The following is a 19,720-nucleotide window of genomic DNA, read 5'->3' as shown; positions in this document are numbered from 1 at the left end:
CCGCCGGACCGCCCGCCGCGCCGCGATCGCCCGCCCCGACCGGTGCCGCCGTGACGGCCACCGGCGCACCCCAGGGCTCCGGTCGCCATTCCCCGGCGGCGCGAGCCGCCGGTGGCAACGCCATCGCCAGGTCACGCGCCCAGGTCGCGTCGGTGCCGGTGAGCAGCGGCCGCCAGAGCGCCCACCCGGTCGCCACGTCGTCCGCCCCCACGGCACGCAACCGCCGCCCGGACCCCGCGACGCCCGAGGCCGCCGGCACCCGCACCGCCGAGGTCCGCCGGCCGGTCGCGGCCGGTCCACCGTCGGGAACACCACCGGGGTACGCCTCGAGCACGCCCGGCAGCAGCCGCCCGCGTACGACCAGGTCGGCGGCGAAGCCGGCCAGCTCGCACAGGTGCCGCAGGCTCGCCCCGACCGGGCCCGGCATCGGGGCGCGCAGCAACGCGTACGCGTCGTCCGGGGCGTACCCCAGGGCGGGAGCCCGCCATCCGGCGCGGGTGACCGGGCCGCGGACCGGTTCCCCGACGGGGGCCCGGACCAGTTCCGGCGAGTCCAGCGGCGAGCCGGCCCGGGTCGGCAGGTCCAGCAGGACGGAGATCGGCTCGCCCGGCATGCCGTCGAGCGCGGCGGCGAGCGCGGCGTGGCCGGCGGCGAACGGGTGCGGGCGCTCGCGCGGGACGCGGCCGGGACGGCGGGGCGCGCGGGCCGGAAGCGTGCTGTCCTCGGCCCACAGGGCGAGCCCGGCGCCGGGCAGCCACAACCCGTGGATGACCAGCACTGCTCCCCCTCGACGACGTCCCCGGGGCCGGAAAACGGCGCCCGGGGAGCCAGGATAGGCCGCCGGACGCCGCTATCGTCGGCGCCATGGTCGACCTTCTCGTGATCGGCGGGCTCGGCGTGGACATCCGCGCCCGGGTGCCCGCCCTGCCGCCGCCCGTCGCCGACTCGCTGCTGGTGCCGCCGATCGACCTGCGGATCGGCAACACCGGCGCCGGGGTCGCGCTGGCCGCGCACGCGCTCGGCCTGCGGGTGGCGCTCGTCGACGTGCTGGGCGCCGACCCGGCCGGCGACGTGGTGCGGGCGGCGCTGGCGCGTACCTCGATCCGGACCACGCTCGCCGACGCGCCGGCCGGCACCCGCCGCTCGGTGAACCTGGTCGACCCGGCGGGGCGGCGGATGTCGCTGCACGACCCGCGTCCCTGGTCGGGGCCGGCGCCGTTCGGCGAGGCGGAGCTTGCCGCGCTCGTCGCCGAGGCCACCCACGTCCACCTGTCGATCATGGATTGGGCACGGGACTCGCTGGCTGTGCTGCGCGCCGCCACGTCGATCTCCACCGACCTGCACGACTGGGACGGCGAGAACGACTACCACCGCCCGTTCGCCCGGATCGCGGACCTGGTGTTCGTCAGCGACACGCGGCTCGGCGAGCGGGCCGCGAAGGAGGCCGCCGAGCTGGCGCCGCGCACGGTGCTGGTCACCGGCGGGGCGGCCGGCGCGACGCTGCACGCCCCCGGCGTGCCGCCCGCGCACGTGCCCGCCGCCACCCCGCCCGGGCCGGTGGTGGACACCAACGGCGCCGGGGACGCCTTCGCGGCCGGGGTGATCGCCGCCCGGCTGCGCGGCGCGGGCGTCCTCGACGCGGCCCGGTACGCCGCCCGGGTGGCCGCCGCCGCGTGCACGTACGACGGGATGGAGTACCCGGACGGGCTGCTGCCCCGCGAGTGACCCGTCAGATCGAGCCGGTCTCGCCGTCGGTCAGCTCGCGCAGGATGTCGGCGTGCCCGGCGTGCCGGGCGGTCTCCTCGATCAGGTGCACCAGCACCCAGCGCAGCGACACCTCGCCGAGCTGCGGGTGCGGCACCACGTGGTCGAGGTCGAACCGCGCGGCGACCCGGCGGGACCGGTCGCAGGCCGCCTCGTACGCGGCGGCGAGCGCCTCGACGGTCTCGCCGGGGCGGAGCGTGAAGCTGGCGTCGGCGTCGGCCTGGGAGGTCACGTAGACGTCGCCCGGCTCGGGAGCGAACAGGCAGCGGAACCAGTTCCGCTCGACCAGGGTCAGGTGCTTGAGCAGCCCGGCCAGTGTGGTCAGCGAGGGCACCAGGCGCCGGGCGGCGTCGGCGTCGGTCAGGCCGCGCGCCTTGCGCAGCACGTTGGCACGATGGAAGTCGAGGAACGCGTCGAGGATCGCCCGTTCGTCGCCCGTGCGGGCGAGGACCGGACCGAGAGTCGGATCGATCGTCGGGTGCGCCATCCCCGGACCCTAGTACGCGGTGTGCCCGGCCCGCTGCCCCGCGTGATCCCCTGCGCGGGCGGGCCGACCGGGGCAGGATGGGCGCATGGCTTCCACGGCGCAGATCCCTCTGGTGGGCGGCGCGGCCGACGGCGAGAGCGTCACCGTCGAGCTGGACGTCAACGGCCGCCCGCCGCTGACCCACCACCACCTCGGGTCGAACGGACTCGCGGAGGCGCAGATCTACGAGCTGGAGTCGGACGACCAGCCGGGCCGGGAGTGGGTATACGCCTGGCGCGGCCCGGCGGTCTGACGGCCCGGCTCACACCGCCGGCGTCAGCGCGCGGGCCCGGATGCTGTCCAGCACGCCGCGGGTCACCTGTGAGGTGCCCCGCGCCTGCTCGCAGACCTCCGCGACCCGGCGCGCGGTCGCGTCGGCCCGCGCCGCCCGCTCGTCCCACAACCGGTCCACCTCGGCCAGCAACGGACCCTCCACCTCCCGTTCCACGCCGCGCAGCGCCGGCACACCGAGCCGCTGGGCCAGGTCGAAGACCTTCCCGGCGTACGGCAGCGGCAGGAACGGCGTGCCCATCATGGCCGCGAAGATCAGGAAGTGCAGCCGCATGCCGACCGCGAGGTCGAAGTGGCGCATCAGCCCGAGGATCTGCGCCGGACGGTAGTCGCCGTGCAGGATCCGGCCCCGGTCGGCGGCGGTCATGTGTGACAGCACGCCGTGGGAGTGCCGGATGTCGTCGCGCTCCATCGGCACGAACAGCACGTGCGCGTCGATCCGGTGCACCAGGAAGTCACCGATCTGGGCGAGCAGGCGGTGGTAGCCGTCCACGTCGAGCCGCTCGGCGGCCCGGCCCGGCTCGCGCACGCTGAGCCCGACCAGCCGGGATCCGGCCGGTACGCCCTCCTCGCGCAGCCACTGCTGGGGGAACTCCTCCGGTTCGAGCAGGAACGCCGGGTCGGCGGTGACGGTGATCGGGTTCACCAGGCCGGCCTCCTCCAGCACCATCCGCGACTCCTGGTCGCGGACCGTCACCTCGACGGCCTGCGCCAGCGTCTCGCGCACCATGCCGCTGTCCAGCGTGTCGGTGAGCGGCCCGGCCCCGACCGCGTACGTGATCAGCGGCAGTCCCCGCTCCTGGGCGACCCGGACCACCCGCAGGTAGCGCCGGGCCTCCTTGTCGTAGAGGATCCCGCCGCCGCCGAGGATGAGCAGGTCGAGCTGGTTGAGCACCGGGGACGAGTCGACCCGGCTGACGCCCTCCCACGGCACCGCCTCGACCTCGGGGTGGGCCAGCGCGGTGTGCGCCGGGTTGCGGGAGAAGACGATGATCCGGGCGTTGGGCTCGTGGCGGCGCAGATCGTCCAGCAGACCCGTGAGGATCGCCTCGTCGCCGAGGTTGCGACCGCCGTAGGAGCCGAGCACGCCGATGGTCAGTCCGGTGCGTTCCCTCATCCGTTGCTCCTTCCCAGGGGCGTCCGCGCCAGCGTTCCCGCTGGCCGCCCCGGGTTAACGCACGGCGAGGAGGCTCAGTCGGTGGTGCCGCCGACCAGACGGGAGACGAGGTCGGAGACCACCTGATCGGTGTCGAACCCGGCGTCGATCGAGGTGGTGAGCAGGTCGAGCAGGAGACCGTCGACCGCGTAGTGCAGCAGCGCCACCTCGTACGCCCCGCCCGGTAGTCCGGCGGCGGTGTGGTGGGCGACGTCGTCGGCGTACCCCTGGCGCAGCACGCCGCCGAGCGCGGACCGCAACTCGGGGCGGCGGGCGGCCTCCAGCCGCAGTTCGAACAGCGCCCGGGTGAGGCCCGGCTCGCGGGTGGTGCGCGCGACGATGTCGCGCAGGTAGTCGGTCATCAGCGCGAGTGACGGCTCTCGGCGGCCGAGGTCGGCCAGCACGGCCGGGTCGGGCGCGATCCGGTCGAAGATCCGTTCGGCCAGGCTGGCGAGCAGCGCCGCGCGGGACGGGAAGTAGTTCGAGGTGGTGCCGGTGGGCACGCCCGCCTCGGCGTCGACCGCCCGGTGGGTCAGCCCCCGTGCGCCCGCGTCGGCGAGCACCCGCAGCCCGGCGTCGGCGAGCAGGGTACGGCGTTCCGGATTCCTGGCCACGCGAACACACTAGCAACAACCACGACAGGTGTTGTACATTCATCGCCGAACCACGACAGCCGTCGTGGATCACCTCGGACATCGGAGCCGGTTTGCGCAAGCTCGTCTACTTCGTCGCCAGCACCCTCGACGGCTTCATCGCCGCGCCCGACGGGACGTTCGACTTCCTCCCACTGACGCCCGACCTGGCGCCCCACCTGGTGGCCGAGTGGCCCCAGACGCTGCCCACCTTCGCCCACGCCCAGCTCGGCATCGACTCCCCGCCCACCGGCCGCTTCGACACGGTGCTGATGGGCCGCGGCAGCTACGAGCCGGGCCTGAAGCTCGGTGCCACCAGCCCGTACGCCCACCTGGAGCAGTACGTGTTCAGCCGCTCCCTGCCCCCGGCCGACTACCCCGACGTGCACGTCGTCAACGGCGATCCGGCGGCCCTCGTCCGCGAGCTGAAGACCCGCCCCGGGCGCGACATCTGGCTATGCGGCGGCGGGCAGCTCGCCGGTCAGCTCCTCGACGAGATCGACGAGCTGGTGGTCAAGCTCAACCCGGTGGTCGTCGGCAGCGGCATCAAGCTCGTCGACAGCGGCTTCGACCCGCGACGGCTCACACTCACCTCGGCGCGCCCGTTCGACGCCGGCGTGGTCGTCCTGCACTACACGCGCAACGGTTAACCCGGTTGCCCCGGACGGCGGGCGGCACGCACCGTGGGATCGTGACGACTCAGACGAAGACCCGGCTGCACTGGCACGAACTGCCCGCGCACGTCCGCGACGGCGTCGAGGGCGTCCTCGGCGACCGGGTGGTGGCGGCGCGGTCGCAGCCGGGCGGCTTCTCCCCCGGCACCGCCGACCGGGTCCGCACCGCAGGTGGTGACCGGGCCTTCGTCAAGGCGGTCAGCCCGGCGCAGAACGACCGCAGCCCCGACCTGCACCGCGCCGAGGCCCGGATCGCCGCAGCCCTGCCGCCGGACACGCCCGCGCCCCGGCTGCTCGGCAGCTACGACGACGGCCACTGGATCGCACTCGTCTTCACCGACGTGGAGGGCCGGCACCCGGTCACCCCGTGGCGGGCCGACGAGCTGGCCGCCGTGCTGTCCACACTGGAGACGATGGCCGCCGCGCTCACCCCGGCGCCCGCAGCCGCGACCACACCCACCGCCGCCGAACGGCTCGCACACGACTTCGGCGGCTGGCGGCGCCTCACGGCCGACCCGCCGCCCGACCTCGACCCGTGGGCCCGGTCCCACCTGCCCGAGCTGTGCGCCGCCGCCGACCGGGGACTGGCCGCACTCGACGGCGACACGCTCTGCCACGTCGACGTGCGCGCCGACAACCTGCTGCTCGGCCCGGACGGATCGGTCACAGTCGTCGACTGGCCTTGGGCCTGCCGCGGGCCGGCCTGGCTGGACACGCTGCTCACAGTGGTCAACGTGCAGGTGTACGGCGGACACGACCCCGACGCGCTGCTGGCCGCCCAGGCATTGACCGCAGGTGCCGACCCGGCCGACCTGACCGGAGTGCTCGCGGGGTTCACCGGGTTCTTCCTCGACGGCGCCCGCCAGCCACCCCCACCCGGCATCCCGACCGTACGGGCGTTCCAGCGCCTCCAGGGCGAAGCACTGCTCCCCTGGCTCACCCACCGCCTGAAGACCTGACCCGCCCTCGCGCCCCCGCCCAGGCGCACCCCGGCGGCCGTCCTCCGCGGCCGCTCGCGTCGCCGAGCGCCCACCTCCGCCGATCTTGGAGTTATGGCGCCCCGGATATCCTTTTTGCGCGCCTTATGAGGTGCCACAACTTCAAGATCGCCGAGGCGCGGACGCGCGGCGGCGCGGACGGCGCGGCCTCAGCTGGAAGCGGGGACGCGCAGGGGGTCGGCGAACAAGGGTGAGAAGCCCAGTTCGGCGGCACCGATCAAGGTCGCGTCGTAGCCGAGCGCGGACACGCGCAGGCGGGCCTTGTCGCGGGAGATGGGCAGCACGTTGGCGGCGATCCGGCTGCGGACGTGGCCGGCGCAGACCGGGAAGACCTCGCTGAGCGTGCCTCCGAAGATCACCACGCCGGGGTTGAACAGGTTGATCACGTTCGCCACGCCGATGCCCAGCCAGTCACCGATGTGCCGCAGCGCGTCCTGCGCGGCCGGTTCTCCGCGCACGGCGGCGGCGACCACGGCGCGTACCGCCTCCCGCCCCTTCTCCTGCGCGGGGCGGCCCGCCACGTCGAGCAGCGCCCGCTCACCGACCTCGGCCTCCAGGCACCCGCGCGAGCCGCAGCCACAGGGCCGCCCCTGGTACGGGTTCACGAGCATGTGCCCGACCTCGGAGGCGTACCCGCCGTCGCCGTCGAGCAGTTCCCCGCCCACGATGATCCCGCCGCCCACACCCACGTCGCCGTGCAGGTAGACCAGGTTCTGCACACCGACGCCGGCACCACGTTGATGCTCGGCCAGCGCCCCGAGGTGCGCCTCGTTGCCGACCATGACGGGCAGGCCCAGGTCCAGCCGCCGCGCCAGCTCGGCACCGAACGCCTGGTCGACCCACCCCATGTCCGGTCCGAAGCGGACCATCCCGTCGCCCGGCCGGATCATGCCGCAGTAGGAGGCGCCCACGCCGACGCAGACCGACCCGGGTGGCGCGGCGTGGTGCAGCGCCCGCCCGAAGTCGGCGAGCACCGAGACCACGGAGTCGAGGTCGGCCCCGGCCCGTGGCCGTTCCGCCTCCAGCCGCGCCGACACCACACCCCCGAGCCCGACGCGGGCGGCCACGAGCCGGTCCACAGCGATGTCGAAGGCGATGACGTAGACGGTGTCGGACGCGGGACGCACCACACGGGAGGGACGCCCGGCCCGTCCGCTGCCGCCCGCCGTCACCTCGCGCACCAGGCCGGCCGCCGCCAGTTCCGCTGTGAGCGCCATGACCGTGCTGCGGTTGACGCCCATCCACTCGGCCAGCTCGACGCGCGTGACCGGGCCGGTCAGGTGGACGCGCCGCAGCAGCGCGCCGAGGTTGAGCCGGCGGCTGTCCCCCTGCGCGTGCCGGTCCGCTGCCAGACCTTTCAGCATCGACCACTCCGTCGGATGGCGACTGGCTTGTGGCCCGAGGATAGTTCCCGCACATCGACGGGTGCCAGCGCCCGCCGCGGGGACGGCCGCCTCAACCATCGGGGGCCCGACCGGCGTTCATTGCGGTGAGGGGGTGGGCATGTCGGAGTCGTTCCGGGAGTTCGTGGTGCAGCGGTCACCCGCGTTGTCGCGGACCGCGTACCTGCTGACCGGCGATCACCAGCTCGCCGAGGATCTGTTGCAGAGCGCGCTGGCGCGCACCTACCGCCATTGGCGGCGGATCCGTGAGGGGGATCCGGAGGCGTACGTGCGCCGGGTCATGTACCACCAGCAGGTCTCCTGGTGGCGCCGTCGGCGGGTGGCCGAACGGCTGGACGCGACGCCGGCCGAGCGCGGCGGCGGCGACCACACCGACGACACGGCGCTGCGGCTGAGCGTGGTGGCGGCACTGCGGCGGCTCACCGCGCGGCAGCGGGCCGTGGTGGTGCTGCGGTACTACGAGGACCTGACCGAGGCGCAGGTGGCCGAGGTGCTCGGCTGCTCGGTGGGCACCGTGAAGCGGCACGGGCACGACGCCGTACGCCGTCTCCGGGATCTGGTCCCCGACCTGCTGGAGCGGACGCCGGAGAGGAGCGAGCGGTGAGCGTACGGCTGCGGGAGGCGTTGCGGGAGGCGGCGGCCGAGGTGCCCGCGTACCCGGTGCACGACCGGGCGGTGCGGACCGCGCGGCGCACGCGGTGGCGGGCCGCCGCGGCGGTCACTGCGGTGCTGGCGCTGGTGGCGGCCGTGCCGCTGACGGTACGCGGGGACGGCCGGACCGCGCCGGCGGGCTCGGACGGGGCGGCGCTGCCGGACCGGCTCGGGCTGCCGCCGTTCGGCGCGTTGCGGGCCACCGACCGGCCCGCGCTCGGCCCGGCGTCGGTGGTGTTCAGCGGGCAGGCGCGCGGGCTGACCGGCCTGTTCGACGAGAACGGCACAGTCGGCATCGTCGGGGCGGACGCGGACCGGTACCGGACGTGGACGGTGGGCTTCGAGGTGCCGGCCGGGGAGGGGGTGCTGCTCTCCCCGGACGGGCGGTTCCTCGCGGTGCCGAACGGGTCGCCCACCAGCCCCGGCGTGGACGTGATCGACCTGGCGGGCGGCACGGTCCGGCGGCTGCCCAGCCCTCGGCCGGGCAGTGCGGGGACGGCACCGGCCGGGTGGGCGCCGGACGGGTCCGCGCTGGTGGTCGTGGACACCACGCAGGCGAATCCGGAGGGCAGCTCGTACGTCAATACGCTCAGCCTGGTGCGGCTGGACACCGGCCGGGCGGTCCGGCTGCTGGAGACCACGCAGGTGCCGGGATTCGGCTCGCCGGTGGCGTTCGCCGCCGACGGGTCGCGGCTGGCCTTCCAGGTCGGCACGAAGGTGCTCGTGAGCAGCCCGGACGGGCGGCAGCTCTCCTCGTTCCCGCTGCCGCCCGACACCGCGTTGGCCGGCAAGGGGGCCTGGCTGCCGGACGGCTCGCTGGCGCTGGTCGGGCACGAGGTGGCCGCCGACCGGTGGCGGCTGCGCCGGGTCGACACCGACGGCCGGGAGCTGCCCGCGCCCCCGCTGGCCGCCGTCTCGGGCGTGACGGCGATCCGGCTGCTCGGCTGGCTGCCGGACGGGACCGCGTGGGTGGTCGCGTACCGGCCGGAGCCGAGCGCGCCGAGCTGGTACGCCGACGGGCTGGAAATGGACCAGCGGACCGCGTACGGCAACGTGCGGTCGATCCGGGTCCTGGGCCTGACGCCTGGCGCCGCCGCTCCGGTCACGGTGCTCACCGCGCCGGACCAGGTGCTCGCCGTCGACGTGGCGGACTCGGTGGTGCACGCCGGCCGGGTCCGCGAGGCCGATCCGCCGTCGGGCCCCGGCGGCCGGGTGTGGTGGGGGGCGGGCCTGGTGGCGCTGGCGCTCGTCGGCCTGGCGGCGTACCGGCGGCTGCGCCGCGGGTATCGGTGACGCGGGTGGAACGCCACGGGTGCCTCCCGGGCCGGGAGGCACCCGTGATGTTCCAGCGACCGCTACTCGGTTTCGCGGACCGGGCTCTGCGGGACCACCATCACCGGCCGGTGGGCGCGGTGCAGCGTGGCCATGGCGACGCTGCCGAGCAGGATCTTGCGGACCGCCGTGCGGCCACGAGAGCCGACCACGACCACGCTCGCCTTGCGCTCGGTGGCGACGACGGAGAGCGCGTCGGCCACCGCGCGGCCCGGGGCGCCGCCTCCGGCGCGGACGCGCACCGTGGTCACCGGCTGCCCGTCGACAGTCTCCGGCGCATCCCCCTCGTCGCCGTCGACGGCGACCAGGACGACCTCACGCTCCGGGAAGAGGCGACGGGCGGCGGCGAGCGCGGCCTCGGATCCGGCCGAGGCGTCCCAGCCGACCACCACCGGCCCGGCGGCGAGCGCGTCGTACTCGTCGGTCAGCAGCGGGTGCGGCACGACCAGTACGGGACGCGGGCTGTAGTGCACGGCCATGTCGGAGACGCTGCCGAGCACCGCGCGGGCGCCGCCGAGGCCCCGCGAGCCGAGCAGCAGCACGTCGGCCTGCTTCTCGTCGGCAAGCTCGGCGAGCCGGAGCCCTTCGCCGCCGTAGCTGCGGCACACGAGCGGCTCGGCGTCCCAGCCGGCGGCCCGGCCCAGCATCACGCCGACCGCCGTCATCCGGTCGGCCTCCCGGCCGCCCTCGCGCTCGATCGCCTCCACGAACACGTTGATGTTGCGGGTGCCGGTCCAGAGCCGCTTGCGCAGTTCCTCGCTGGCGAACGGGGGCGTCCACAGATGCCCGATCCACGCGTGCGCGCCGGGGAACAGCAGCGCGCCCACCTCGATGGCGGCGCTAGCGGCCGGAGACCCGTCGTAACCCACCACCACTTGCCTGCCGTGCTCGTCGCTCACCGCACCCAACCTCTCTCACCGACGACATCTCACAAGATCGTATCCGGGCTCGGACCGGATCCGAGCCGGATCATCCGCCACGGAATCATCGGTACGCTGGGCGGATGAGCACCCCTGACCTGTCGTACCTCCTCGACCACACCAGCCACGTGTTGCGTACCCGGGTGGCGGCGGCGCTCGCCGAGATCGGGCTGACCGCACGGATGCACTGCGTGCTCGCGCACGCGCTGCCCGAGGAGCGTACGCAGATCCAGCTCGCCGAGATGGGCGACATGGACAAGACGACGATGGTGGTGACGGTGGACGCGCTGGAGCAGGCCGGGCTGGCCGAGCGGCGTCCGTCGCGTACGGACCGGCGGGCGCGGATCATCGCGGTGACCGAGGAGGGCGCCCGGGTGGCCGCGCGCAGCCAGGAGATCGTCGACCGGGTGCACGCCGAGGCGCTGGCGAGCCTGCCGGACGACGAGCGGAAGGTCTTCCTGCGCGCGCTGGAACGCCTGACCGCAGGCCACCTGGCCACGCCTGTGCAGAGCCCGAAGCCGGCCCGACGGGCCCGCCAATAGTCCCTCAATAGATTGTCTGTAACGGAACCATCCGCTACGGTCTCTCCTGTCGCACCTCTCGACAGGAGGACTCCATGTCCGCTCCCCGCTCCCGGCGGCTCGCCCTCGGCGTGCTCGCCACCGGCGCCCTGATGACCATCCTCGACGGCAGCATCGTCACCGTGGCGATGCCGGCCATCCAGCGCGACCTGCGCTTCTCCCCGGCCGGCCTGAGCTGGGTGGTGAACGCGTACCTGATCGCGTTCGGCAGCCTGCTCCTGCTCGCCGGCCGGCTCGGCGACCTGATCGGGCGCCGGACGATGTTCCTCGGCGGCACGGCGCTGTTCACCGCCGCCTCCGTGCTGGCCGGGGTGGCGGCGAACAGCGCCACGCTCGTCGCGGCCCGCTTCCTCCAGGGCGTCGGCAGCGCGGCGGCCACGGCGGTGAGCCTCGGCATCCTGGTCACGCTCTTCCCCGACGCCGCCGGGCGGGCGCGGGCGTTCGCCGTGTTCGCGTTCACCGGCGCCGCCGGCGCGGCGATCGGCCAGGTCGCCGGCGGCCTGCTCACCGACGCGCTGGGCTGGCACTGGATCTTCCTGATCAACCTGCCGATCGGCCTGGCGACGATCGCGCTCGCGGTCCGTACGCTGCCCGCCGACCGGGGCCTGGGCCTGGCCGCCGGCGCCGACGTGGCGGGCGCGCTGCTGGTCACCCCCGGGCTCGTGCTGGGCATCTACACGGTGGTCACGATCGAGCGGTACGGCGCGACGTCGGCGCACACGCTCGGCCTGGGCGCGCTCGCCGCCGCGCTGGTCGCCGGGTTCGTGCTCCGGCAGGCCACCGCGCGCCGCCCGCTCATGCCGCTGCGGCTGCTGCGCTCGCGCGGCGTCGCCGTGGCGAACGTGGTGCAGATCCTCACCGTGGCCGCGACGTTCGCGTTCCAGGTCCTCGTCACGCTCTACCTCCAGCAGGTGCTCGGCTACGACGCCACCCGCACCGGGCTGGCGCTGCTCCCGGCGGCTGTCGTCATCGGCGCGGTGTCGCTCGGCGTCTCGGCCCGGCTCAACGCCCGCTTCGGCGAGCGGGCCGTGCTGATCGCCGGGCTCGTGCTGCTCGCCGCCATGTTCGCGCTGCTGGCCCGGGTGCCGGTGGACGGCCGCTACCTGCCCGACGTGCTCCCGGTGATGCTGCTCGCCGGCGGGTTCGGGCTGGTGCTGCCGGCGCTCACCGCGCTCGGCATGTCCGCCGCCCGCGCCGAGGACGCCGGTCTCGCCTCCGGGCTGTTCAACACCACCCAGCAGCTCGGCATGGCGTTCGGCGTCGCGGTGCTGTCCACGCTGGCCGCCGCCCGTACCGCCGACCGGGTCGCGCTCGGCGACGACAGAGCAACGGCCCTGACCAGCGGCTTCCACGCGGCGTTCGCGGTCGGCGCGGGGCTCGTGGTGGTCGCCGTCGTGCTCGCGTACGCGCTGCTGCGCCCCCGCACGGCCGAGCGGGCCGAGGCTCCGGCGCTCGTGGGGTGAGTCAGCCGGGGGCGCGCGCCGGATGGGTGAGGAACGGCAGCACCGCCGCCGGCAGCGCGGGCGAGGCCACCACGTCGTGGTGGGTGAGCCCGGGCAGCACCGCGAGCCGGGACGCGGGCCGGGCGACACCGTCGCCGCCCGCGTCCCGGTGGCCGCCGCCGAGCAGGCCGAAGAACTCCGCCGCGTGACCGACCGGGATCTCGTCCGCGTCGGCGAAGACCAGCAGCACCGGCATCGGCAGCGCGGCCACCTCGGCGGACCAGTCGTAGTCGCGCCGCAGCAGGTCCCCGCTGCGGGCCCAGAGCAGGGGCCAGTCCTGCGGGCGGGGCGCGACCCGCGCGTACCGCTCGTACGGCGGGGTGCCGCGCATGCGTTCGGCGGCGCGCTCGTCGTGGGCGGACATCGCGGCCAGCGTCTCCGGGTACCAGCCGTGCCGCCGGAACGGCGTGGAGACGAGCACCAGGCGGCGGATCAGGGCGGGGTGCTGGATCGCGGTACGCAGGGCCACCCCGCCGCCGAGCGAGTAGCCGAGCACGTCGGCGCGCGGCAGGCCGAGGTGACGCAGCAGCCCGGCGACGTCTTCGGCCATCGACTCGTACCGCAGCGGCCGGTCCAGACCGCCGGTGCGGCCGTGGCCCCGCAGGTCGACGGCGATCAGCCGGCGCGCGGCGAGCGCCTGCCGGACCGGCGCGAACGTCTCCGTCGAGCCGTATCCGCCGTGCAGCAGGACCAGCGGCTTGCCGGTGCCGTGCTCCTCGTACCAGATCCGCAGCCCGCCGACGTCCGCATAGGTCACCCGCCGATCGTCGCGCCCCCGGCGCCGCGGCGGGCGCGTTCGCGGACGCCGCTCAGCGGGACGCGCGGGGGCGGGCGCGCAGGTGGGCGCGTTCGCCCTGGCTGCCGAAGAGGCTGAGGAACTCCACCCCCTCGCTGTCGGCGCGGCCGAACCAGTGCGGTACGCGGGTGTCGAACTCGGCCGCCTCACCGGGTTCGAGCACCAGGTCGTGTTCGCCGAGCACGAGCCGCAGCCGCCCGTTGAGCACGTAGACCCACTCGTACCCCTCGTGCGTCTTCGGCTCGGGCTCGGACCGCCCGTCGGCCGGAATGATCAGCTTGTACGCCTGGATGCCGCCCGCGCGGCGGGTGAGCGGCAGCATGGTCATCCCGTACGCGGCGACCGGCCGCAGGTGGACGCGGGGGTCGCCGGTGGGTGGGGCGCCGACCAGTTCGTCGAGCGTGACGCCGTGCGCGCGGGCCAGCGGGAGCAGCAGTTCCAGCGTGGGCTTGCGACCGCCGGACTCCAGCCGGGACAGCGTGCTCACCGAGATGCCGGTGGCGGCGGAGAGGTCGGTGAGGGTGGTCTCCCGCTCGCGGCGGAGCGCGCGCAGCCGGGGGCCGACCGCGTCGAGGGCCTGGTCGAGGTCGTCGTCCATGCCGGCCAGTTTGCCACATCAGCAACGGAGTTTGCAGTTCTGCCGGGTCCGGTCGCAGTCTGGTCGCGGAGGTGGTCACGATGACCGAGAACTACGAGGTACTGGTGATCGGCGGCGGCGCGGCCGGGCTCAACGGCGGGCTGATGCTGGCCCGGGCACGCCGCTCGGTGCTGGTGGTGGACGGGGGCGAGCCCCGCAACGCGCCCGCCGACGGCGTGCACGCGCTGCTGGGGCACGACGGCGTGCCGCCGGCCGAGCTGCTGGCGCGCGGCCGGGACGAGGTGCGCCGCTACGGCGGGCACCTGACCGAGGGCCGGGTCGAGACGGTGGACCGCGACGGCGACGGGTTCGCGGTGGCGCTCGCGGACGGCCGCCGGGTACGCGCCGGGCACGTGCTGGTCGCCACCGGCCTGGTCGACGAGCTGCCGGATGTGCCCGGCCTGCGCGAGCGCTGGGGGCGGGACGTGGTGCACTGCCCGTACTGCCACGGCTGGGAGGTGCGCGAGCGGCCGATCGGGGTGATCGGCAGCGGCCCGATGTCGGTGCACCAGACGCTGCTGTTCCGGCAGTGGAGCGACGATGTGGTCTACCTGCGGCACACCGCGCCACCGCTCACCGACGAGCAGGCCGAGCAGCTCGCCGCGCGCGGCGTGCCCGTGGTCGAGGGCGAGATCGCGGCCGTCGAGACGGCCGGGGACCGGCTGACCGGGGTACGCCTGCGCGACGGCCGCACCGTCGACCGCGAGGTGCTCACAGTCGCGCCCCGGATGGTGGCGCGCGCCGGGTTCCTGGCCGGGCTGGGCCTGCGTCCGCAACCGCACCCCAGCGGGATGGGCGAGTACCTGCCGGCCGACGAGTCGGGGCGTACCGATGTGCCTGGGGTGTGGGTCGCGGGCAACGTGACGAACCTGTCGGCGCAGGTCGGCGCCGCCGCGGCGGCGGGCGCCTGGACCGCGGCGATGATCAACGCGGACCTGGTGCAGGCGGAGACCCAGCGGGCGGTCGAGGCGCACCGTGGCGCGCGGGCGGGTGGGTGACTACGAATCACCCCTAACCTGACAATTCTTCCCCTAGGTTGAGTCGGAGAGGGCAGTCGGAACCTGGGGGGCGATGTGAAGGGCTATCCGGCGATCGAGGATCACGGACTCATCGGCGACCTCCAGACCGCCGCGCTGGTGACCTGTGACGGCACGATCGACTGGTTCTGCGCTCCGCGCTTCGACTCGCCGAGCATCTTCGCCGCGCTGCTGGACAAGGACAAGGGCGGCTTCTTCCAGATCGCCCCGCACGAGGTCCGGTACGTCACCAAGCAGCTCTACCTGCCCGGCACACCGATCCTGATCACCCGGTTCATCAGCGCGGACGGCGTCGCCGAGGTGATGGACTTCATGCCGGTCACCGGCGAACGGGTCACCGACTCGCACCGCATCGTGCGCATGGTCACCATGGTGCGCGGCAGCATGCGCTTCCGGGTGGAGTGCCGGCCCCGGTTCGACTACGCACGCGAGCGCCACGACCTGGAGCGGCACCGCAACGGCTACCTGTTCCGCAGCCCGTCGGCGACGCTCACCTTCAACCCGATCGACCCCGTGCGGCAGCTCTGGGCCCAGACCGGCGAGATCCGCATGGAGGGCGGCGACCTGATCGCCTACGGCACGCTGAAGGAGGGCGACACCGGCGGGGTGATCCTGGAGACCGGCAGTGAGGAACCCCGGATCATCCCGCCGGAAGAGGTCCAGGGCATGTTCGAGTGGACCCGGGACTACTGGCGGCGCTGGGTCGAACGCTCCCGCTACACCGGGCGCTGGCGGGAGATGGTCGAGCGCTCCGCCATCACGCTCAAGCTCATGACGTACGCGCCGACCGGCGCGATGATCGCCGCACCGACCGCCGCGCTGCCCGAGCTGGTCGGCGGCTCCCGCAACTGGGACTACCGCTACACCTGGATACGCGACACCTCGTTCTCGGTGCACGCGCTGCTCGGTCTCGGGTTCACCGAGGAGGTCAGCCGGTACATGGACTGGCTGGACGAGCGCATCCGCGAAGCAGGCGACCACCAGGACCCGCTGAAGATCATGTACCGGGTGGACGGGTCCTCGGACCTGCACGAGGAGGTGCTCGACCACCTGGAGGGATACCGGGGCTCCCGCCCGGTACGCATCGGCAACGGCGCGGCCGACCAGCTCCAGCTCGACATCCACGGCGAGGCGCTCTACGCCATGCACCTCGCCGACGAGCAGGGCATCCGGGTGTCGCACCAGGTGTGGAAGAGCACCGTGCGCCTGGTCGACTGGCTCTGCCACAACTGGGACAAGCGCGACGCCGGCATCTGGGAGAGCCGGCACCACCCCCGCAACTACACGTTCGGCCGGGTGATGTCCTGGGTGGCGCTGGACCGGGCCATCCGGCTGGCCACCCGGACCGGCCGGCCCGGAGACATGAGCTGCTGGACCGAGCAACGCAACCGGATCTACAACCAGGTCATGGCCCGCGGTTTCCACCGGGAACGCGGCAGCTTCGTGCAGGCGTACGACGAGAACGTGCTCGACGCCGCCCTGCTCTACATGCCGGCGGTCGGCTTCGTCACGCCCAGCGACCCGCTGTGGCTGTCCACCCTGGAGTCGATCGAGCGGGATCTGGTCTCGGACAGCCTGGTCCACCGGTACGACCCGCTGCACTCCCCCGACGGGCTGCCCGGCCACGAGGGCACGTTCAACATGTGCACCTTCTGGTACGTCCAGGCGCTGGCCCGCTCCGGCCGGCTGGACGACGCCCGGCTCACCCTGGAGAAGATGTTCACCTTCAGCAACCACCTCGGCCTGTACGCCGAGGAGATCGCCTCCACCGGTGAGCAGATCGGCAACTATCCGCAGGCGTTCAGCCACCTCGCGCTGATCAACTCGGCGCTGACGGTCAACGACCTGCTCGACGCCGAGGCCGACGCCCGCCTCCGCCGGTAACTCCGGTGATCTCCGGCCCGGCACCGGGTAGCCTTCACCGCATGAGGTTCCACGCCGCCGTCATGAAGCCCTGGTCCCTCCGCTGACGGCGGCAGGGTGACCGGCTTCTTCTGACGTACCAGCTCTGCTCCGCCGTCCTGGCGTTCCCGCCGGGCGGTGTCCTCGCGCTGCCCGGCTCCACGACGAGCCGAGAGCGGACTGTGAACAACCTCGACCACGTACCTTCATCCCCATCCACCTCAGGCGGTTCGCTGCCCGCCGGGCACCGGGCGCACGTCCGGGCCGACGGCGTCCGCGTCGTACGCGGCGGCCGGGTCGTGCTGTCCGACGTCGGCGTGACCGTCTCCGCCGGATCCCGCCTGGCGGTCGTCGGCGAGAACGGCCGCGGCAAGACCACCCTGCTCCACGTGCTGGCCGGCATCCTCGTGCCCGACCAGGGCACAGTGGAACGGCTGGGCACGATCGGCGTCGCCCGGCAGAACCTGGAGGCGCGCAACGGCGAGACGGTGGGCACGCTCGTCCACGGGGCGATCCGGGAGTCCGAACGCGCACTGCGGGCGCTGGACGACGCCGCCGACGCGCTGGCCGAGGGCCGGACGGGCGCGGACGATGCGTACGCCACAGCGCTCGACGCGGCGACCCGGCTGGACGCCTGGAACGCGCAGCGTCGCGTCGACGTGGCGCTGGCCGGTCTCGACGCCTGCCCGGACCGGGACCGCCCGCTGGCGACGCTGTCGGTCGGCCAGCGCTACCGGGTCCGGCTGGCGTGCCTGCTCGGGGCCCGGGTCGACCTGCTGATGCTGGACGAGCCGACCAACCACCTCGACGCGGCCAGCCTGGCCTTCCTCACCGCGCGGCTGCGCGAGCACCCGGGCGGCGTGGTGCTGGTGACCCACGACCGCGCCCTGCTGCGGGACGTGGCCACGGAGTTCCTCGACCTCGACCCCAGCGCGGACGGGCGCCCGCGCCGCTACGCCGGGGACTACACCGCCTGGCAGGACGGGCGCCGACGCGACTTCGCGCACTGGGTACGCGACCACGAGGCGCAGCAGGCCGAGCACCAGCGGCTGGCCGACGCGGTACGGGAGGCGCAGGGCCGGCTCAGCACCGGCTGGCGTCCGGAGAAGGGCCACGGCAAGCACCAGCGCCAGTCCCGCGCCCCCGGCCTGGTGCAGGCGCTGCGACGCCGGCAGGAGGCGCTCGACGAGCACCGGATCACCGTCCCGGAGCCACCGCAGCCGCTGCGCTGGCCGCCGCTGGACACCCGGCCCGGACTGCCGATCCTGCGGTGCCACGACGTGACGGTGGCCGGGCGTCTGCGTACCCGGGTCACGCTCACGCTCGACGGCGGGGACCGCCTGCTGGTGACCGGACCCAACGGTGCGGGCAAGTCGACGCTGCTCTCCGTGCTGGCCGGCGACCTCGTGCCGTCGACCGGGGAGGTCCGTCACCCGTCCGGGGCGCGGGTGGCCTACCTCGGCCAGGAGGTGCCCGACTGGCCGCCCCTGATGCTCGCCCACGACCTGTACGAGCAGCACGTGGGCCGGCTGCGCTCCACCGGGCGCCTCGGCTCCGGCACGCCTCTGCCGCTGGGCGCGACGAACCTGCTCGACGCCGAGGCCCGGCGTACCCCGGTCGGCCGGATGTCGCACGGACAGCAACGGCGGCTGAACCTGGCGCTGCGCCTGGCCGAACGTCCCGACCTGCTGATCCTCGATGAACCCACGAACCACCTGTCGGCGCCGCTGGTCGACGACCTCACCGCCGCCCTGCTGACGACACCGGCGGCGGTGGTCGTCGCCACCCACGACCGGCAGATGCTCCACGACCTGGCGGCCTGGCCCACGCTGCCCCTCACCGCCGGCGACGCCGGGCCGTCCGGTCACACAGGGTCATGCCTGCCTGAAGGTTGATGACTTCGAGCGATATGACTGAGAGGCATAAATATGCCTCTCAGTCATATCGCTCGCGCGGACGGGCCTCCCGGGTCCACCCGACGAAGCGGCGGTGCAGTGCACCGGCCGGCGCCCACGGCATGTCCTCCGAGGCCTGCACGAGGTAGGCGCCGAGGTAGAGGGCCAGCGACACCGGCGCGCCGGAGTACTCCGCGCGCAGCTCCCGCTTCCGCGTCGGGCACGGCCAGGGCAGGTCGCAGCCGCCGCAGTTCCAGATCGGCATGACCGGGCCGTGGGTGGTCACCGCGCGCCCTCCAGGAACCGCGCGGTGACCGCCCGCGCCTGCCGGCTGGTCGCCCACTCCACCTGCCAGCAGGGGTACGGCGTGAGCCGCGCCCACCACGCCCGGCACCCGGCACACATGCCCCCGCCTCCGCGTGGGGCACGGCCAGGGCAGGTCGCAGCCCGCCGCAGTTCCAGATCGGCATGACCGGGCCGTGGGTGGTCACCGCGCGTCCTCCAGGAACCGCGCGGTGACCGCCCGCGCCTGCCGGCTGGTCGCCCACTCCACCTGCCAGCAGGGGTACGGCGTGAGCCGCGCCCACCACGCCCGGCACCCGGCACACATGCCGTCGAGTCCCCGTACGTGTACCGCGAGGATCGTCTCCTCCGGCTCGCCGATCACTCGTCACTCCCCTGCGGCCAGTGACCGCGGTTGATCGGAATCCGGTGCCGCGAATGACAGGGCAGGTCGGCGCCGCACCGGCAGACCCGTCTCCACCGTCGCCAGCACCACACCGGCCGATGCCGCCGGGCGAACGTCAGCGCGGCGGCGGACAGGTACGCGTCGTACGAGACCCGGCGCTCCCGCGAGGCGTCGCCGTCCGGGGACCGTTGCCCGCCTCGCGCCTGGTCCAGCAAACGGCGCCGGGCGATCTCCTGCTCCCGGGCCTGGAGGCGCTCGCCGAAGCCGGACACCGCCGACGACGGAAGGTACCGACCGACTCCCTCGCCGCGAGCCGCTCAGCAGCAGCGAGAGGT

General features: G+C 74.4%; 21 protein-coding genes and 2 pseudogenes. 11 read left to right on the top strand and 12 right to left on the bottom strand.

What is annotated here, in order from left to right; genetic code table 11:
- A pseudogene (locus ABD52_RS06190) lies at nt 1–778 on the bottom strand (ATP-dependent helicase); the annotation flags it as partial.
- 86 nt (nt 779–864) lie between these two features.
- Between ABD52_RS06190 and ABD52_RS06185 the strand changes: the two are divergent.
- Nucleotides 865–1,725, top strand: a complete 861-nt coding sequence (locus tag ABD52_RS06185) for a carbohydrate kinase family protein (protein ID WP_047891110.1) — start codon at nt 865–867, stop codon at nt 1,723–1,725.
- A gap of 4 nt (nt 1,726–1,729) precedes the next feature.
- On the opposite strand, the gene ABD52_RS06180 is transcribed toward ABD52_RS06185, so the two are convergent.
- The gene (locus tag ABD52_RS06180) at nt 1,730–2,251 is read right to left on the bottom strand and encodes a DinB family protein (RefSeq protein ID WP_047891109.1); all 522 of its coding nucleotides are present in this window, start codon (nt 2,249–2,251) and stop codon (nt 1,730–1,732) included.
- An 85-nt stretch (nt 2,252–2,336) separates the two neighbouring features.
- On the opposite strand from ABD52_RS06180, the gene ABD52_RS06175 reads away from it, so the two are divergent.
- Entirely contained in the window at nt 2,337–2,543 is a 207-nt protein-coding gene (locus ABD52_RS06175) for a hypothetical protein (RefSeq protein WP_047891108.1), read from the top strand.
- Nucleotides 2,544–2,552: 9 nt separating this feature from the next.
- On the opposite strand, the gene ABD52_RS06170 is transcribed toward ABD52_RS06175, so the two are convergent.
- Together ABD52_RS06170 and ABD52_RS06165 are read right to left on the bottom strand one after the other, a co-directional pair.
- Entirely contained in the window at nt 2,553–3,698 is a 1,146-nt protein-coding gene (locus tag ABD52_RS06170) for a polysaccharide pyruvyl transferase family protein (protein ID WP_047891107.1), read from the bottom strand.
- Nucleotides 3,699–3,772: 74 nt separating this feature from the next.
- Nucleotides 3,773–4,351 (bottom strand): TetR/AcrR family transcriptional regulator, encoded by a 579-nt coding sequence (locus tag ABD52_RS06165; RefSeq protein WP_047891106.1) that lies wholly within the window; start codon nt 4,349–4,351, stop codon nt 3,773–3,775.
- A 92-nt stretch (nt 4,352–4,443) separates the two neighbouring features.
- On the opposite strand from ABD52_RS06165, the gene ABD52_RS06160 reads away from it, so the two are divergent.
- Entirely contained in the window at nt 4,444–5,019 is a 576-nt protein-coding gene (locus ABD52_RS06160) for a dihydrofolate reductase family protein (RefSeq protein ID WP_047891105.1), read from the top strand.
- A 41-nt stretch (nt 5,020–5,060) separates the two neighbouring features.
- Nucleotides 5,061–6,002 carry a phosphotransferase family protein gene (locus tag ABD52_RS06155; protein WP_047891104.1) on the top strand — a complete coding sequence of 314 codons (942 nt, stop codon included), beginning with the start codon at nt 5,061–5,063 and terminating at the stop codon, nt 6,000–6,002.
- A 188-nt stretch (nt 6,003–6,190) separates the two neighbouring features.
- On the opposite strand, the gene ABD52_RS06150 is transcribed toward ABD52_RS06155, so the two are convergent.
- The gene (locus ABD52_RS06150; RefSeq protein WP_030274873.1) at nt 6,191–7,405 is read right to left on the bottom strand and encodes an ROK family transcriptional regulator; all 1,215 of its coding nucleotides are present in this window, start codon (nt 7,403–7,405) and stop codon (nt 6,191–6,193) included.
- A 139-nt stretch (nt 7,406–7,544) separates the two neighbouring features.
- On the opposite strand from ABD52_RS06150, the gene ABD52_RS06145 reads away from it, so the two are divergent.
- Nucleotides 7,545–8,048: a SigE family RNA polymerase sigma factor gene (locus tag ABD52_RS06145; protein ID WP_030274872.1), complete on the top strand. Its 504-nt coding sequence runs from the start codon at nt 7,545–7,547 to the stop codon at nt 8,046–8,048.
- On the top strand, nt 8,045–9,388 hold the full coding sequence (locus tag ABD52_RS06140; protein ID WP_030274870.1) for a hypothetical protein: 1,344 nt from the start codon (nt 8,045–8,047) through the stop codon (nt 9,386–9,388). Before ABD52_RS06145 ends, ABD52_RS06140 begins: the two co-directional genes overlap by 4 nt.
- 62 nt (nt 9,389–9,450) lie before the next feature.
- On the opposite strand, the gene ABD52_RS06135 is transcribed toward ABD52_RS06140, so the two are convergent.
- Nucleotides 9,451–10,326, bottom strand: coding sequence for a universal stress protein (locus ABD52_RS06135; RefSeq protein ID WP_047891103.1), 876 nt, complete (start codon nt 10,324–10,326; stop codon nt 9,451–9,453).
- A 104-nt stretch (nt 10,327–10,430) separates the two neighbouring features.
- On the opposite strand from ABD52_RS06135, the gene ABD52_RS06130 reads away from it, so the two are divergent.
- Both ABD52_RS06130 and ABD52_RS06125 read left to right on the top strand, forming a co-directional pair.
- Nucleotides 10,431–10,889: a MarR family winged helix-turn-helix transcriptional regulator gene (locus tag ABD52_RS06130; protein WP_013287809.1), complete on the top strand. Its 459-nt coding sequence runs from the start codon at nt 10,431–10,433 to the stop codon at nt 10,887–10,889.
- Between the two features lie 74 nt (nt 10,890–10,963).
- On the top strand, nt 10,964–12,391 hold the full coding sequence (locus ABD52_RS06125) for an MFS transporter (RefSeq protein ID WP_047891102.1): 1,428 nt from the start codon (nt 10,964–10,966) through the stop codon (nt 12,389–12,391).
- A gap of 1 nt (nt 12,392) precedes the next feature.
- Here the strand turns inward: ABD52_RS06125 and ABD52_RS06120 are convergent, their stop codons facing one another.
- Nucleotides 12,393–13,187, bottom strand: coding sequence for an alpha/beta fold hydrolase (locus ABD52_RS06120; RefSeq protein WP_047891101.1), 795 nt, complete (start codon nt 13,185–13,187; stop codon nt 12,393–12,395).
- A gap of 52 nt (nt 13,188–13,239) precedes the next feature.
- Nucleotides 13,240–13,824, bottom strand: a complete 585-nt coding sequence (locus tag ABD52_RS06115) for a helix-turn-helix domain-containing protein (protein ID WP_047891100.1) — start codon at nt 13,822–13,824, stop codon at nt 13,240–13,242.
- 80 nt (nt 13,825–13,904) lie between these two features.
- Here ABD52_RS06115 and ABD52_RS06110 point away from each other — a divergent pair, with 80 nt between their 5' ends.
- The 3 genes from ABD52_RS06110 (at nt 13,905) to ABD52_RS06100 (ending at nt 18,697) form a co-directional block, all read left to right on the top strand.
- On the top strand, nt 13,905–14,861 hold the full coding sequence (locus ABD52_RS06110) for an NAD(P)/FAD-dependent oxidoreductase (RefSeq protein WP_013287813.1): 957 nt from the start codon (nt 13,905–13,907) through the stop codon (nt 14,859–14,861).
- A 75-nt stretch (nt 14,862–14,936) separates the two neighbouring features.
- Complete coding sequence (locus tag ABD52_RS06105) at nt 14,937–16,784, top strand: glycoside hydrolase family 15 protein (RefSeq protein ID WP_047891099.1); 1,848 nt, start codon at nt 14,937–14,939, stop codon at nt 16,782–16,784.
- A 200-nt stretch (nt 16,785–16,984) separates the two neighbouring features.
- The gene (locus ABD52_RS06100) at nt 16,985–18,697 is read left to right on the top strand and encodes an ABC-F family ATP-binding cassette domain-containing protein (RefSeq protein ID WP_235437371.1); all 1,713 of its coding nucleotides are present in this window, start codon (nt 16,985–16,987) and stop codon (nt 18,695–18,697) included.
- Between the two features lie 67 nt (nt 18,698–18,764).
- On the opposite strand, the pseudogene ABD52_RS06095 reads toward ABD52_RS06100, so the two are convergent.
- The 4 genes and pseudogenes from ABD52_RS06095 to ABD52_RS06085 all read right to left on the bottom strand — a co-directional run.
- Nucleotides 18,765–18,983: pseudogene (locus ABD52_RS06095) on the bottom strand (hypothetical protein); the annotation flags it as partial.
- The gene (locus ABD52_RS41380) at nt 18,980–19,102 is read right to left on the bottom strand and encodes a hypothetical protein (protein ID WP_255352836.1); all 123 of its coding nucleotides are present in this window, start codon (nt 19,100–19,102) and stop codon (nt 18,980–18,982) included. The gene ABD52_RS41380 and the pseudogene ABD52_RS06095, both read right to left, overlap by 4 nt.
- 82 nt (nt 19,103–19,184) lie before the next feature.
- Nucleotides 19,185–19,364, bottom strand: coding sequence for a hypothetical protein (locus tag ABD52_RS06090; RefSeq protein ID WP_030274856.1), 180 nt, complete (start codon nt 19,362–19,364; stop codon nt 19,185–19,187).
- Complete coding sequence (locus ABD52_RS06085; protein ID WP_235437370.1) at nt 19,361–19,657, bottom strand: hypothetical protein; 297 nt, start codon at nt 19,655–19,657, stop codon at nt 19,361–19,363. Before ABD52_RS06085 ends, ABD52_RS06090 begins: the two co-directional genes overlap by 4 nt.
- Between the last annotated feature and the right edge of the window lie 63 nt (nt 19,658–19,720).

This window comes from Micromonospora sp. RV43 (genome assembly GCF_001029515.1).
Classification (GTDB): Bacteria; Actinomycetota; Actinomycetes; order Mycobacteriales; family Micromonosporaceae; genus Micromonospora; species Micromonospora aurantiaca.
Note: the sequence above shows the minus strand (reverse complement) of the source record. Positions and strands in the feature narration are given on the sequence as shown.

What these genes read in the sequence shown, in the direction of transcription:
- ABD52_RS06185 (WP_047891110.1), top strand. Translation starts at nt 865, where the DNA reads ATGGTCGACCTTCTCGTGATCGGCGGGCTCGGCGTGGACATCCGCGCC.
- ABD52_RS06180 (WP_047891109.1), bottom strand. Translation starts at nt 2,251, where the DNA reads ATGGCGCACCCGACGATCGATCCGACTCTCGGTCCGGTCCTCGCCCGC.
- ABD52_RS06175 (WP_047891108.1), top strand. Translation starts at nt 2,337, where the DNA reads ATGGCTTCCACGGCGCAGATCCCTCTGGTGGGCGGCGCGGCCGACGGC.
- ABD52_RS06170 (WP_047891107.1), bottom strand. Translation starts at nt 3,698, where the DNA reads ATGAGGGAACGCACCGGACTGACCATCGGCGTGCTCGGCTCCTACGGC.
- ABD52_RS06150 (WP_030274873.1), bottom strand. Translation starts at nt 7,405, where the DNA reads ATGCTGAAAGGTCTGGCAGCGGACCGGCACGCGCAGGGGGACAGCCGC.
- ABD52_RS06145 (WP_030274872.1), top strand. Translation starts at nt 7,545, where the DNA reads ATGTCGGAGTCGTTCCGGGAGTTCGTGGTGCAGCGGTCACCCGCGTTG.
- ABD52_RS06130 (WP_013287809.1), top strand. Translation starts at nt 10,431, where the DNA reads ATGAGCACCCCTGACCTGTCGTACCTCCTCGACCACACCAGCCACGTG.
- ABD52_RS06125 (WP_047891102.1), top strand. Translation starts at nt 10,964, where the DNA reads ATGTCCGCTCCCCGCTCCCGGCGGCTCGCCCTCGGCGTGCTCGCCACC.
- ABD52_RS06115 (WP_047891100.1), bottom strand. Translation starts at nt 13,824, where the DNA reads ATGGACGACGACCTCGACCAGGCCCTCGACGCGGTCGGCCCCCGGCTG.
- ABD52_RS06110 (WP_013287813.1), top strand. Translation starts at nt 13,905, where the DNA reads ATGACCGAGAACTACGAGGTACTGGTGATCGGCGGCGGCGCGGCCGGG.
- ABD52_RS41380 (WP_255352836.1), bottom strand. Translation starts at nt 19,102, where the DNA reads ATGTGTGCCGGGTGCCGGGCGTGGTGGGCGCGGCTCACGCCGTACCCC.